The organism is Dechloromonas hortensis (assembly GCF_009469765.1).
Taxonomy (GTDB): domain Bacteria; phylum Pseudomonadota; class Gammaproteobacteria; order Burkholderiales; family Rhodocyclaceae; genus Azonexus; species Azonexus hortensis.
Genome location: NZ_SSSQ01000012.1, coordinates 14,377 through 27,273, shown reverse-complemented (window position 1 = coordinate 27,273; position 12,897 = coordinate 14,377). Strand labels below are relative to the sequence as shown.

At 62.8% G+C, this 12,897-nt stretch carries 14 protein-coding genes; 4 read left to right on the top strand and 10 right to left on the bottom strand.

The genetic code is table 11. From position 1 onward, the window contains the following. The first annotated feature begins 33 nt into the window (after positions 1–33). From GH663_RS16590 to GH663_RS16575, 4 genes are all read left to right on the top strand, one after another. Positions 34–420 carry a YkvA family protein gene (locus tag GH663_RS16590; protein WP_153132799.1) on the top strand — a complete coding sequence of 129 codons (387 nt, stop codon included), beginning with the start codon at positions 34–36 and terminating at the stop codon, positions 418–420. Between the two features lie 18 nt (positions 421–438). Further along, entirely contained in the window at positions 439–999 is a 561-nt protein-coding gene (locus GH663_RS16585) for a gamma carbonic anhydrase family protein (RefSeq protein ID WP_153132798.1), read from the top strand. Continuing rightward, positions 996–1,835, top strand: coding sequence for a phosphoserine phosphatase SerB (gene serB, locus GH663_RS16580; RefSeq protein WP_153132797.1), 840 nt, complete (start codon positions 996–998; stop codon positions 1,833–1,835). Before GH663_RS16585 ends, serB begins: the two co-directional genes overlap by 4 nt. A gap of 194 nt (positions 1,836–2,029) precedes the next feature. Then, positions 2,030–4,600: a chemotaxis protein CheW gene (locus GH663_RS16575; RefSeq protein WP_153132796.1), complete on the top strand. Its 2,571-nt coding sequence runs from the start codon at positions 2,030–2,032 to the stop codon at positions 4,598–4,600. On the opposite strand, the gene GH663_RS16570 is transcribed toward GH663_RS16575, so the two are convergent. From GH663_RS16570 to GH663_RS16525, 10 genes are all read right to left on the bottom strand, one after another. Beyond that, positions 4,597–6,312: a SulP family inorganic anion transporter gene (locus GH663_RS16570; RefSeq protein WP_153132795.1), complete on the bottom strand. Its 1,716-nt coding sequence runs from the start codon at positions 6,310–6,312 to the stop codon at positions 4,597–4,599. The genes GH663_RS16575 and GH663_RS16570 overlap by 4 nt on opposite strands. A 98-nt stretch (positions 6,313–6,410) precedes the next feature. Further along, entirely contained in the window at positions 6,411–6,806 is a 396-nt protein-coding gene (locus GH663_RS16565) for a DUF2237 family protein (protein WP_153132794.1), read from the bottom strand. Further along, complete coding sequence (gene iscX / locus GH663_RS16560) at positions 6,803–6,997, bottom strand: Fe-S cluster assembly protein IscX (protein ID WP_066879593.1); 195 nt, start codon at positions 6,995–6,997, stop codon at positions 6,803–6,805. Before iscX ends, GH663_RS16565 begins: the two co-directional genes overlap by 4 nt. Then, the gene (gene fdx / locus GH663_RS16555; RefSeq protein WP_153132793.1) at positions 6,994–7,338 is read right to left on the bottom strand and encodes an ISC system 2Fe-2S type ferredoxin; all 345 of its coding nucleotides are present in this window, start codon (positions 7,336–7,338) and stop codon (positions 6,994–6,996) included. Before fdx ends, iscX begins: the two co-directional genes overlap by 4 nt. Further along, positions 7,335–9,215 (bottom strand): Fe-S protein assembly chaperone HscA, encoded by a 1,881-nt coding sequence (hscA, locus tag GH663_RS16550; RefSeq protein ID WP_153132792.1) that lies wholly within the window; start codon positions 9,213–9,215, stop codon positions 7,335–7,337. Before hscA ends, fdx begins: the two co-directional genes overlap by 4 nt. 2 nt (positions 9,216–9,217) lie before the next feature. Next, a complete protein-coding gene (gene hscB, locus GH663_RS16545) occupies positions 9,218–9,745 on the bottom strand; it encodes a Fe-S protein assembly co-chaperone HscB (RefSeq protein ID WP_153132791.1) in 528 nt (175 codons plus the stop codon). Next, entirely contained in the window at positions 9,745–10,068 is a 324-nt protein-coding gene (gene iscA / locus GH663_RS16540; RefSeq protein WP_066879605.1) for an iron-sulfur cluster assembly protein IscA, read from the bottom strand. The genes hscB and iscA overlap by 1 nt, the downstream gene beginning before the upstream one ends. Before the next feature lie 2 nt (positions 10,069–10,070). Next, on the bottom strand, positions 10,071–10,454 hold the full coding sequence (gene iscU / locus GH663_RS16535) for a Fe-S cluster assembly scaffold IscU (protein WP_066879609.1): 384 nt from the start codon (positions 10,452–10,454) through the stop codon (positions 10,071–10,073). Between the two features lie 43 nt (positions 10,455–10,497). Beyond that, on the bottom strand, positions 10,498–11,709 hold the full coding sequence (locus GH663_RS16530; RefSeq protein ID WP_153132790.1) for an IscS subfamily cysteine desulfurase: 1,212 nt from the start codon (positions 11,707–11,709) through the stop codon (positions 10,498–10,500). A gap of 25 nt (positions 11,710–11,734) precedes the next feature. Then, positions 11,735–12,892 carry a cysteine desulfurase family protein gene (locus tag GH663_RS16525; RefSeq protein ID WP_153132789.1) on the bottom strand — a complete coding sequence of 386 codons (1,158 nt, stop codon included), beginning with the start codon at positions 12,890–12,892 and terminating at the stop codon, positions 11,735–11,737. Between the last annotated feature and the right edge of the window lie 5 nt (positions 12,893–12,897).

Here is a 12,897-nt window from a genome sequence, read left to right as displayed (position 1 = left end):
GCGAAACACTTCGCCACGCCACCGGAAAATGCCATGACTCTTCAGGCATCCTTGAAGACCTGGGCAAGGCAGATCAAGCAGCAAACCCTGACGGTCTATTTCGCCGCGCGCGATCCGCGCACACCCTGGGCGGTCAGGCTGCTGGCCCTGCTCGTTGCAGCCTATGCCCTCAGTCCGATCGACCTGATTCCCGACTTCATTCCGCTCATCGGTTACCTTGATGACTTGTTGATTGTTCCGCTCGGACTGGCGCTGGTTGTCCGCCTGACCCCGCCGGAAGTCATTCAATCGTCGCGTGAACAAGCCGCTCATTTCGCCGGCAAACCGGTCAGCTATGGCGCTGCGTTGGTCATCCTGCTCCTTTGGCTGATCCTGGCAGCATGGCTGGTCCGTTGGCTGATCGAGATTGCCGATTTCTAGCTCCACCTCCCCAAAAAAATGCCCCTCGCTCCCTACCTCGACACCTTTCCCTGCCTCGGCGAAGCCTGCTACATCCACGACTCCGCCCAGGTCATCGGTGATGTGCAGATCGGCCGCGATTCGTCGGTCTGGTGCAATACCGTGTTGCGCGGCGACGTCAATCGCATCGTCATCGGCGACTGCAGCAATATCCAGGACTTCGCGATGGGCCATGTCTCGCATAGAAATGCGGCGAAGCCTGACGGTTCGCCGCTGATCATCGGCAACCACGTCACCATCGGCCATTCGGTGATCCTGCACGGCTGCACGGTGGGTGATGAATGCCTGATCGGCATGGGTTCGATCGTGATGGACGATGCGGTGATCGAAAAACAGGTCATGCTCGGCGCCGGCAGCCTGGTTTCGCCCGGCAAGACGCTGGAAAGCGGCTACCTGTATGTCGGTCGGCCCGCCGTCAGGGTGCGCGCCCTGAGCCCGGAAGAAATTGCCTATCTGCGCTATTCGGCGGAACATTACGTCCGCGTCAAAAACAACTACCTGGCAACGGCCCGGCCTGCCTCTAACGAACAAACACCATGAACCTGATTATCCAGGGCGGCGCGCTGCCCACCTTCCTGCTCGAACGCATCGTTGCCGCCACCGGCGCCAGCCAGGTCGAGCCGCGTCCGCCGCAAGTCGTTCGCCTGCACGGGGCCAGCCGCACCGCCGAGTTCGACGCGCTGATCCCGCTCATCGAAGCCGAAAAGCTGGACTGGGCCTTCGTCGACGCCGGCCGCAAGCTCTCCGATTTCGGCCTGATCTGCTTCGACATGGATTCGACGCTGATCACCATCGAGTGCATCGACGAACTGGCCGACTTCGCTGGCAAGAAGGAAGAGGTTTCCAGCGTCACCGAAGCCGCGATGCGCGGCGAAATCGACTACCGTGAAAGCCTGCGCCGCCGCCTGGCCCTGCTCGCCGGGCTCGACGCCCGCGTTCTGGCTCGCGTTTACGGCGAGCGCCTGCTGCTCTCGCACGGCGCCCGCGAACTGCTGGAGGCGGCGCAAAACGCCGGCCTGCGCACCGCCATCCTGTCCGGCGGCTTCACCTATTTCACCGAGCGCCTGCGCATCGAACTCGGTTTCGATTTCGCGACCTCGAACGAACTGGAAATTTCCGGCGGCAAGCTGACCGGCAAGGTCGTCGGCGACATCGTCGATGCCAGCGCCAAGGCCCATCACCTGGCCCGGCTGACTGACGAACTGGGCCTCAAGAAGGAGCAGGTCATCGCCTGCGGCGACGGTGCCAACGACCTGATGATGATGGCCCAGGCCGGTCTCTCGGTGGCTTTCCACGCCAAGCCGGCCACCCGCGCCAAGGCCGATGTCGCGATCAACTTTGGCGGCCTGGATTCGCTGCTCAATCTGTTCGACTGAAAATCGCCCGTTTTCGGCAGTTGACCGCAGGCATGCGGCATCACTGGCACCAAGCCGGTGCATCCTGGCCCAGCGCTGCCTGAAACGGTGCTGTAAAAACACCAGAAACATCCTATCCATGGGTCTTTCCGGTGTTTTTCCATAGGCACATGCCTTGCTAGCACTCCATACACATTGGGCGCCTGGAGCGTGGCATGACGAAATACAAGGGCATCGAGGTCAAGGACACCGTGCGGGCGCTGCTGCCGCACATGCCGCTGATCGAGGAATACCGTGAAATGCTGCAGACGCTGCAGGCGGTTTGGGACAACCTGAACCTGCTCGGCCAGATGTCGGGCACCACGGCCGAGATCGGCCAGACCCGCGAAGCCTTCTCCAGCCTGACCGGCGAATTGCTGAACAATCTCGCCGAGCGAACGCTGGCCAAACGCGAGCAGGAAATGAAGGCGAAGTCGCAGGTGGCGATCGACATCCTGATCCGCAACCTGTTCGAGCGGACGGCCGATATCGGTTTCCTCAGTACCGACGACGTGATCCGCAGCTTCGCCGCCCAGCCCGGCGAGCCCTTTGAGTTGCAGCAGCGTTTCCGCGAATACGTCCGCAAGTATTCGGTGTACGAGGATGTCGTGCTGCTCTCGCCGCAAGGCGAAGTCCTGGTCCGCCTCGGGTCGGACGGTGGCAACCCCAGCGGCAACACCAGCATCCGCGATAGCTGGGTGCGCGAAGCGCTGGTCACCCAGGCCGCCTATGTCGAAGCCTACGCCCATTCCGCCCTTTTCCCCGAGCGGCCACGCTCGCTGATCTACGCCTACCGGATCACCGCGCCGAGCGGCGAGACGCTCGGCGTACTGGCCCTGTGCTTCCGCTTTGCCGATGAAATGCAGCGCATCTTTGCCGAACTGTCGCAGGCCGACGATCCGGGGGTGATTGCCCTGCTCGACGGCACCGGCCAGGTCATCGCCAGCAGCGACCGTTGGCAGATTCCGCTCGGCGCCGAACTGAGCCTGCCTTCCAACCAACTGCAGCGCCTGCGCTTTGCCGGCCGCAGCTACCTCGCCTTTGCCAGCGACACCAAGGGCTACCAGGCCTACATGGGGCCCGGCTGGCGCGGTCTGGTGATGATGCCCGTCGCCCAGGCCTTCGAAGCCCAGACCGACAACCAGCTCGACGGTATCGCCCCCAGCCTGGTCGCCTCGGCCATTTCGGGCGGCCGCGCCTTTCCGGAAGCGCTGCAGGCCATTCCGCGCCAGGCCGCGGCCATCCAGCGCGACCTGAGCCGGGCGGTATGGAACGGCACGGTCCGGCAGAGCGTTTCGTCGGCCTCGATCAATGCCAGCTTTTCCAAGATCCTGCTCTGGGAGATCAGCCGCATCGGCATGAGCATGCGTGAGGTTTTCTCCAGTTCGATCGGCAACCTGCAGGCCACGGTACTCTCCTCGGTGCTCGCCGACAGCCAGTTCCTCGCCGCGCTGGCCATCGACATCATGGACCGCAATCTCTACGAGCGCGCCAACGACTGCCGCTGGTGGGCACTCGACGCAACGATTCGCCGGCTGATGGATACGGGCCCGGAAACCGAACGCCAGTCAGGCCTGGAAACGGTGATCCGCTACATAAACAGCCTGTACACCGTTTACGACAACATCGTGCTCTTCGATACGACGGGTACGGTGAGCGCCGTTTCCAACCCGGCCTATGCCGAACTGGTCGGCAACCGGCTCGACGAACCCTGGGTCGGATCATGCCTCGAACTGCGCGACAGCCAGAGCTACACAGTCTCCAGCTTCACACGCACCCGCCTCTATGCCTCGCGACCGACCTATGTCTATCTGGCGGCGCTGCGCTCGGCGGACGACAGTCGCGTCACCGGCGGCATCGCCATCGTCTTCGATGCCGAGCCACAGTTTGCCGCCATGCTGCACGACTCGCTGCCGCGGGAAGCCAACGGCGAGGCCGTTGCCGACAGCTTTGCCGTCTTTGTCGATGGGCAATCGACGATCATCGCGTCGAGCAACAGCGCCTATCGGATCGGCAGTAGCCTGGCGCTCCCCGACGAACTCCTGAATCCGCCGGCTGCCGGCTGCTCCCGACTGATCAACCTGAACGGCCAGGTGATGGCCGCCGGCGCCCGTCGCTCATCGGGCTACCGCGAATACAAAGGCATCGAGGACGACTACCGCAACGAAGTGACTGCCGTTGTTTTCGTGCCGCTGGGTGAATACCGGCCGGAAGCCGGCCTGGGTAGTGCCGGCGGCGAAGTCGCCAGCCGGCGCTCAGTCATCCCGACCGGGATTTCCAGCCGGGAAATCGCCACCTTCCATCTCGCCGGCCACTGGCTCGGCCTGCCGGTCGGCGATGTCGTCGAAGCGATCGAAGCCAACGGTGCCGCCCGCCTGGCGAATGCGCCGAAGGAGGTTTACGGCGCCCTGATCTATCGCAACGAATCGCTCCCCATCTACAACCTTCACGCCGCACTCGGCCTCAGCGAACCGGCCGGCGCCGAGAGCGGCCGCCAGATCGTGGTCGTGCGCGATGAAAACGGGGGCAATTTCGGGATTCTGGTCGATAGGCTGGGCGAGATTCTCGAAGTGCCGAGTGCCGACATCGAAGACCTGTCCAACATCTATGTCGGCATCGCCTCGGTCCTCGCCTCGGTGGTCAAGACCACGCCGCAAAACGGTGGCGCCATGCTGGTCCTGCTCTCGGTCGCCAGCATGAGCCAGCATCTGCATGCCAAACCGCTGCCGGCGGCGCTGGCCGACTAGACGGGTGGCTGGCGCAACTGCTCGAAGGCCGCGTTGGCCGACAGGAAAACCTGGCCGCTCAGGGATGACCACAACGCCGAGCGCTGCAGTCGGTCCTGAACCGGCCCCCGGACCTCAGCCAGGTGCAGGCGGATGCCCCGCTCGGCAAGGTCCTGATTGAGTTCGGCAAAGACCTCGACCGCCGTAGTATCCATCAGGTTGACGGCGCTCATCACCAGCACCAGATCGCGGGCTTCGCCTATCCGCTCGAGTTCTTGGTTGATCCGCATCTCGACTGCGCCGAGATTGCCGAAGAACAGGCGTTCATCGATCCGGACGAAGAGCACGCCGGGAATGGTCTCGACCGCGTAGCGTTCGACATTGCGGAAATGTTCGCTGCCCGGCAGCCGACCGACCACCGCGATATGCGGCGTACTCACCCGGTAGAGCAAGGTCGCCATCGACAGCACGATGCCCAGGCCGATACCAGTTTCCAGACCGAGCAGCAGCACCCCGCCCGCCGTGCCGAGCAAGGCCATGGCATCGGCCCGGTCGTAGGCCCAGGCTTGGCGCAGCGCCTGGACATCGATCATCGACCAGGCGGCCATCATGATGCTGGCGGCCAGCACGGCTAGCGGCAGGCGTTCGAACCAGTGTGCCGCGCCGGCCAGCACGCCGATCATCGCCAGCGCCGAGACCAGGCTGGCCAGCGGCGTCTGCGCCCCGGCCGCGACATTGATCGCCGAGCGCGACAAGCCGCCGCCGACCGGCATGCCGCCGTAGAAGGCAGCCACCACATTGGCGGCGCCGAGGCCGACCAGTTCGGCATTGGCATCGACCCGCTCGCGCCGCTTGATGGCCAGCGCCTGCGCCATCGTGATGCCCTGCACCATGCCGATCAGCGTCATCACGAAGGCCGGCACAATCAGCAGTTTGATCGACTCGTAACCGGGCAGGAAAAACTCGAAACCGGGAATACCGGCCACCACCGCCCCGACCACGGCGACGCCGCGCGTCCGGTCGAGATCCAGCCAGACCACTGCCAGCGTGCCGAACAGTACGACAACCAGCGGCATCAGGCGCCCGATGAAGGCAGCCCGGGGCGCCCCCAGACCAAGCCGCCCGAGCAGGCCACCCAGCCCGTGGCGGGCGAAAGCCAGCGCGGCCAGCGCGAGCAGGCCGATCAGCACGGTCGGCCCATGACTGTCGGCCAGTTTGCCGAGCAGATCAACAACCAGTTCGGCGCTGCTGCGGCCCTGCGGTGCGATACCGAGCAGGTACTTCATCTGGCTGATGATGATCAGCACGGCCGAGCCGGAAATGAAGCCGCTGATCACCGGCCGGCTCAGCAATTGGGAAAGGAAGCCCAGGCGCAGTACACCGCAGGCGAGCAGCATGAGGCCGGAAAAGAGCGAGAGGACAGCCGCCAGCAGGATGTATTCGGCCGAACCGGGGGCGGCCAGTGGGCTGAGCACGGCATAGGTCATGATTGCCGTAATCGCCACCGGCCCGACCGCCTGGACCATGCTGCTGCCGAGCAGCGCATAGGCGATCACCGGAAAAATGCTGACGTACAGTCCCATCTGCGGCGGCAGGCCGGCCAGCAAGGCGTAGGCCAGGCTTTGCGGAATGACCAGCACGGTGACGATCAGGCCGGCCGCCAGATCGGCCCCCAGTTTCTGCCTGGGGTAAGCGGCCAGCCAGCCAGGTAAGAAGCGGCGCAGCAAAGTCATTGCTCGAAGGGAAGAGGTAAGGCCGGCCGACGGCAGGCAACCCCGGCAGTATCAGGGGCGCCGCTTCGGCGCGTCAATCAGCGCCGGAAAAACGGCAATTAATGCAGGTCGACCGCGTGCTGCTTGAGCAGGTCGAGCGGCACGATTTCCAGTGCCGCCTGATTGGTCGAATTGAGCGAAACCTGCGGTGCCTTGCCGGCCTTGCAGGCTTCCAGCCAGCGCGCCGCACACAGGCACCAGCGCTGCCCCGGCTGCAGACCGGGAAAATCGAATTCCGGGCGCGGTGTCGACAGGTCGTTGCCGCGCGCTTTTGAAAACTCGAGGAACTCGGCCGTCAGCACGACGCAGACGGTATGGCTGCCGAAATCCTCTTCCGAGGTATTGCAGCAGCCATCGCGGAAAAATCCGGTCAGCGGCCTGTCGCTGCAGGTCAGCAGCGGCCCGCCCAGGACGTTGAGCTGGCTGCCGCGCCCCGGAAAATCGCGGGTTTTCACGAAACCTCGTCGATCCAGGCTTGCTGGATGGCTTCGAGAATTTTCTCTCCGCAGTGCTTCGGGTCGTCATTGAAACCGGGCAATGCCATCACCCAGTCGCGCAGATCGACAAAATTCAGTTTCAGCGGATCCTTGTCCGGGTGCGCCTCGCTCAGCTCAATGGCGATATCGTTGATGTCGGTCCATTTCATTTGCGGTGCCCCTCCTTGGCCATGTTGAGACTGTATTTCGGAATTTCGACGACCAGCGGCGTCTTGCCGACAATCGCCTGGCAGCCCAGGCGGGAATTCGGCTCCAGGCCCCAGGCCTTGTCGAGCAGATCTTCCTCTTCCTCTTCGGCCGGTGCCAGCGAATTGAAGCCTTCACGGACGATGACGTGGCAGGTCGTGCAGGCACAGGACATTTCGCAGGCGTGATCGAGTTCGACGCCATTTTCGAGCAAGGTCTCGCAGATGGACTTGCCCTCTTCCGCCTCGATGACGGCGCCGTCCGGGCAGTTTTCGACGTGCGGCAGGACGATCAGTTGCGTCATGCTTCTTCTCCCATTTTGATGTCGTCGACCTTGCGGCCGGACAGCACTTTCTTGATGCTCTGGTCCATGCGGCGATGGGCAAAGGCCTGAGTCTCGTAGCCGAGGTCGTCCATCGCGATGTTGATCAGGCGCCGATTGTCGCCCTGCATCGTTTCAGCGAGCTTGGCGATCGTTTCCTTGATCTTGGCGGTTTCCGCCTCGTTCAGCAGATGCGGGTCTTCCTTCATCGCTGCTTCGGTTGCCTCGATCATGCGCTGGGCCTCGACGATGGCCTCCTTCAGCGCGCGATTGATCGCGTCATCCTTGGCGTGCTCCATCGAATCCTTGAGCATGCCGGCGATTTCGTCGTCGGACAGGCCATAGGACGGCTTGACGGTGACGCTCGCCTCGACGCCGGTGGTCTGCTCACGGGCCGCGACCGACAGCAGGCCGTCGGCATCGACCTGGAAGGTGACGCGAATGCGCGCCGCCCCGGCCACCATCGGCGGAATGCCCCGCAACTCGAAACTAGCCAGCGAACGGCAGTCGGAAACCAGTTCGCGCTCGCCCTGGACGACGTGGATCGTCATCGCCGTCTGGCCGTCCTTGAAAGTGGTGAATTCCTGGGCACGGGCGGTCGGAATGGTCGAATTGCGCGGGATGACCTTCTCGGTCAGGCCGCCCATCGTTTCCAGGCCGAGCGAGAGCGGAATGACGTCGAGCAGCAGCCAGTCGTCCTTGCCGGTCTTGTTGCCGACCAGCAGATTGGCCTGGGTGGCGGCGCCGAGGGCGACCACCTTGTCCGGGTCGAGATTGGTCAGCGGCTCCTGGCGGAAGAAATCGCCGACCGCTTTCTGGATCTGCGGCATGCGCGTCGCGCCACCGACCATGACGACGCCCTTGATGTCCTCGGCCCGCAGGCCGGCATCGCGTAGCGCCTTCTTGACCGGCTGTAGGGTCTTCGAAATCAGGGTCTGGGTGATTTCCGCAAAGGTCGCCACATCCAGCTTGAGGTCGATCATCTCGCCGGTGGACAGGCGGGCGGTGAGCGGGGCCTCGGCGTTGTTGGTCAGGAATTCCTTGGCCTCGCGGCAGCGCATCATCAGCAGGCGCCCATCTTCCGGCGACAGCGGCTGCGGCTTGGCCTGCTCGATGACCCAGCACAGGATGCGGTGATCGAAGTCGTCGCCGCCGAGCGCTGAATCGCCGCCGGTGGACATCACTTCGAAAACGCCCTTGGTCAGTTTCAGGATGGAAATGTCGAAGGTGCCGCCGCCGAGGTCGTAGACGGCATAAACGCCTTCTGCCGCATTGTCCAGCCCGTAGGCGATGGCCGCCGCGGTGGGTTCGTTGAGCAGGCGCAGCACATTGAGGCCGGCCAGCCGGGCGGCGTCCTTGGTCGCCTGGCGCTGGGCATCGTCGAAATAGGCCGGCACGGTGATCACGGCCCCGACCAGATCGCCGCCGAGAGCGGCTTCCGCCCGGCCCTTCAGGCTTTTCAGAATCTCGGCAGAGACTTCGACCGGGCTCTTGATGCCGGCAATCGTCTTGACCTTGACCATGCCCGGCGCTTCGATGAAGTCGTAGGGCATCGATTCGACGTGCGAAATGTCCTTCAGGCCGCGGCCCATGAAGCGCTTGACCGAAATGATCGTATTGCGCGGGTCGACCGCCTGCTTGGTCTGCGCGTCGTAGCCGACTTCGGTGCTGTTGTCGGCGTGATAACGCACGACGGACGGCAACAGCGGACGGCCATGCTCGTCGCTGAGGCAGATCGCAATGCCGCTGCGCACGGTGGCGACCAGCGAATTGGTGGTGCCGAGGTCGATACCGATGGCGAGCTTGTGCTCGTGGGGGGCGGCCGACTCTCCGGGCTCGGCAATTTGAAACAGGGCCATTTTTATTCTTCCAGCGACGCCAGCGCGTCGTCGATTTCGTGCAAAAGTTTTTCCAGGAACATCAGCCGGCGCACGCGGTCGGTGGCCAGCGTCAAACTACCGGTATCGTCGAGCAACTCGGCGAGTTCCTGATAGCGGGCGTTAATGTCGCCACGCAGGCGATTGTGCAGATGCTCGAGTTCGTGATGATCGCCGCCATTGCGCGCATCCATCACCGCTTCGCGCCATTCCATCTGTTCCATCAGGAAATCGCCCGGCATCGCGGTGTTGCTTTCCGCCTGGATGTCGTGTCCGTCCAGATGCAGCAGGTATTTGGCCCGCTCCAGCGGTTTCTTCAGCGTCAGGTAGGCTTCGTTGGCGTGCGTCGCCCACTGCATCGACAGCCGGCGCTCGGCTTCACCGGCATTGGCGAAGCGATCCGGGTGCACTTGCGCCTGAATGTCGCGGTAACGAGAGTCGAGATCGGACAGATCGAGCCGGAAGGCCCGATCCAGTCCAAACAGCGTGAAATGATCGGCGCGAAAATCCATCAGACGTTAAAGGATTCGCCGCAACCGCACTGATCCTTGACGTTCGGGTTGTTGAACTTGAAGCCTTCGTTCAAACCTTCACGGGCAAAATCGAGTTCCATCCCTTCCAGGTAAGGCATGCTCTTCGGATCAACGAAAACCTTGACGCCATTGCTCTCAAAAACCAGATCCTCGGGACTCACCTCGTCGACAAATTCCAGCTTGTAGGCCATGCCGGAACAGCCGCTGGTCCGTACGCCGAGGCGCAGGCCGATGCCCTTGCCGCGCTTGGTCAGGTAATTGGCGACGTGCTTCGCCGCCTTGTCGCTCAAGGTGACAGCCATGCTTATTCTCCGTGCTTCTTCTTGTAATCGGCCACGGCCGCCTTGATGGCATCCTCGGCCAGAATCGAACAGTGAATTTTAACCGGCGGCAGGGCCAGTTCTTCAGCGATTTCGGTGTTTTTGATCGACAAGGCCTGATCCACCGTCTTGCCCTTGACCCATTCGGTGACCAGCGACGACGAGGCAATCGCCGAACCGCAACCGTAGGTCTTGAACTTGGCATCCTCGATGACGCCGGCCTTGTTGACCTTGATCTGCAGCTTCATCACGTCGCCGCAGGCCGGTGCGCCGACCATGCCGGTACCGACGCCGTCGTCTTCCTTGCCAAAGGAACCGACGTTACGCGGATTCTCATAGTGATCAATGACTTTTACGCTATAGCTCATGTTAATTCTCCGTTAATTCAGGGGTATCTCTAGACCGTTGTTGTTAGTGTGCTGCCCACTGGACAGTACTCAGGTCGATGCCGTCCTTGTACATTTCCCACAGCGGTGACAGTTCGCGCAACTTGCCAACTTTCTTGTGCAACAGATTGATTGCATAGTCAACTTCCTCTTCCGTCGTGAAGCGACCGATGCTGAAACGGATGGAACTGTGGGCCAACTCGTCATCGCGCCCCAAGGCACGCAACACATAGGAAGGTTCCAGGCTGGCCGAGGTGCAGGCCGAACCGGACGAAACCGCCAGATCCTTGATCGCCATGATCATCGACTCGCCTTCAACGTAAGCAAAACTGATGTTCAGGTTGTGCGCCACGCGCTGCGTCAGGTCGCCATTGACGTAGGTTGCCTCAATATCCTGAAGGCCCTTCAGCAAGCGGTCGCGCAAGGCGCCGATGCGCTTGTTCTCTTCGGCCATTTCTTCCTTGGCCAGACGGAAGCATTCGCCCATGCCGACGATCTGGTGGGTCGGCAGCGTGCCGGAGCGGAAACCGCGCTCATGACCACCACCGTGCATTTGCGCCTCAAGGCGAATGCGCGGCTTGCGACGCACGTAGAGGGCGCCGATGCCCTTCGGGCCATAGGTCTTGTGGGCGCAGAAGCTCATCAGGTCGACTTTGAGCTTGCTCAGGTCGATGTCGACCTTGCCAGTCGCCTGGGCCGCATCGACGTGGAAAATGATGCCCTTGTCGCGGCAGATTTCGCCCAGTTCGGCGATCGGCTGGATGACGCCGACTTCGTTATTGACGAACATCACCGAGACCAGCACGGTATCCGGCCGAATGGCGGCCTTGAAGACCTCCAGGTCGATCAGGCCGTTTTCCTTGACGTCGAGATAGGTCGCTTCGAAGCCCTGGCGTTCGAGTTCGCGCACCGGGTCGAGCACGGCCTTGTGCTCGGTCTTCACCGTGATGATGTGCTTGCCCTTGGTCGCAGCGTAGAAATTCGCAGCACCCTTGATGGCGAGATTGTTGGACTCGGTGGCACCGGAAGTCCAGACGATTTCCTTGGGGTCGGCATTGACCAGCGCGGCGACCTGCTCGCGTGCTTCCTCAACCGCGGCATCGGCGACCCAGCCGAAGCTGTGCGAACGCGAGGCCGGGTTGCCGAAATGCTCGCACAGGTAGGGAATCATTTTTTCCGCCACGCGCGGGTCAACCGGTGTCGTTGCCGAGTAATCCAAATAGATGGGGAGTTTCATCGTCATTCTCGCTAAGTCGGGTTGTTCAAACGGCAATTGCCGTCAGTCCCTGCAGGCGTCCGACTGTGGCCTGCAAGGCGTTGATGAATTGTTCGATTTCAGTCTCGGTATTGCCTGCCCCCAGACTGATGCGGATCGCGCCACGGGCGATTTCCGGCGCCACGCCCATCGCCCGCAGGACATGCGACGGCTCGGGATTGGCGCTGGAACAGGCGGCACCGCTGGCCACGGCAAAACCGGCACGATCCAGTTTGCCAACCAGTGTTTCGCCATCGATATCGGGAAAGGCGAAATAGCTGGTATTCGGCAAACGCTTCGCTTCCACTGCAAAGATCCGGGCACCCAGTCCTGCCAGCCCTGCCTCCAGCTTCGCCTGCATGGCCCGCAAACGAGCCGACAGTTCGGCAACGCGTTGCGCCGCAAGTTCCGCAGCACAACCAAATCCGACGATTGCCGGCACATTTTCGGTGCCGGAACGCAGGCCGCGCTCATGGCCACCGCCGGCAATCAGCGGCTGCAATTCGACGCGCTTGTCGAGCACCAGCGCCGCCGCGCCCTTCGGGCCATAGGCCTTGTGCGCCGACAGCGTCAGCGCATGCACGCCAGCCGCATTGAGGGCGCGAAAATCGAGCGGCAGCTTGCCCAGCGCCTGCACCGCATCGCTGTGAAACCAGCCGCCGCCTGCTTTGGCGGCATTGGCCAAGGCGGCGATGTCCTGGACGACGCCGGTTTCGTTGTTTGCCGTCATCACTGAAATCAGTTTCGGGCGGCTCAGCAACGCCTCGGCGTAATCCGCCAGATTCAGGCTGCCGGCGGTGTCGACCGCCAGACTGCGCACTTCCCAGCCCTGGCGCGCCAATTGGGCGGCCGGCTTGATGACACAGGGATGCTCGACGGCGCTCACGGCCAGCACACCTGGCCTCATGGAGGCCGCAGCCCCTTTCAGGAACAGATTGTTGGCTTCGCTGCCGCCGCTGGTAAACACGACCTCGGTCGGATGGGCATTGACCGCTGCGGCGACCTGCTGCCGCGCCTCGTCGATCGCCTGGCGAGCCCGGCGACCGTATTCGTGCCGGCTCGACGCATTGCCGTACTGGCTTTCCAGCCAAGGCAGCATGGCGGCCAGCACGGCCGGATCAAGCGGCGTGGTGGCGTTGTGGTCGAGATAGGCCGGCTGAAACATGGCGG

What these genes read in the sequence shown, in the direction of transcription:
- GH663_RS16590 (WP_153132799.1), top strand. Translation starts at nt 34, where the DNA reads ATGACTCTTCAGGCATCCTTGAAGACCTGGGCAAGGCAGATCAAGCAG.
- GH663_RS16585 (WP_153132798.1), top strand. Translation starts at nt 439, where the DNA reads ATGCCCCTCGCTCCCTACCTCGACACCTTTCCCTGCCTCGGCGAAGCC.
- serB (WP_153132797.1), top strand. Translation starts at nt 996, where the DNA reads ATGAACCTGATTATCCAGGGCGGCGCGCTGCCCACCTTCCTGCTCGAA.
- GH663_RS16575 (WP_153132796.1), top strand. Translation starts at nt 2,030, where the DNA reads ATGACGAAATACAAGGGCATCGAGGTCAAGGACACCGTGCGGGCGCTG.
- GH663_RS16570 (WP_153132795.1), bottom strand. Translation starts at nt 6,312, where the DNA reads ATGACTTTGCTGCGCCGCTTCTTACCTGGCTGGCTGGCCGCTTACCCC.
- iscX (WP_066879593.1), bottom strand. Translation starts at nt 6,997, where the DNA reads ATGAAATGGACCGACATCAACGATATCGCCATTGAGCTGAGCGAGGCG.
- fdx (WP_153132793.1), bottom strand. Translation starts at nt 7,338, where the DNA reads ATGACGCAACTGATCGTCCTGCCGCACGTCGAAAACTGCCCGGACGGC.
- hscA (WP_153132792.1), bottom strand. Translation starts at nt 9,215, where the DNA reads ATGGCCCTGTTTCAAATTGCCGAGCCCGGAGAGTCGGCCGCCCCCCAC.
- hscB (WP_153132791.1), bottom strand. Translation starts at nt 9,745, where the DNA reads ATGGATTTTCGCGCCGATCATTTCACGCTGTTTGGACTGGATCGGGCC.
- iscA (WP_066879605.1), bottom strand. Translation starts at nt 10,068, where the DNA reads ATGGCTGTCACCTTGAGCGACAAGGCGGCGAAGCACGTCGCCAATTAC.
- iscU (WP_066879609.1), bottom strand. Translation starts at nt 10,454, where the DNA reads ATGAGCTATAGCGTAAAAGTCATTGATCACTATGAGAATCCGCGTAAC.
- GH663_RS16530 (WP_153132790.1), bottom strand. Translation starts at nt 11,709, where the DNA reads ATGAAACTCCCCATCTATTTGGATTACTCGGCAACGACACCGGTTGAC.
- GH663_RS16525 (WP_153132789.1), bottom strand. Translation starts at nt 12,892, where the DNA reads ATGTTTCAGCCGGCCTATCTCGACCACAACGCCACCACGCCGCTTGAT.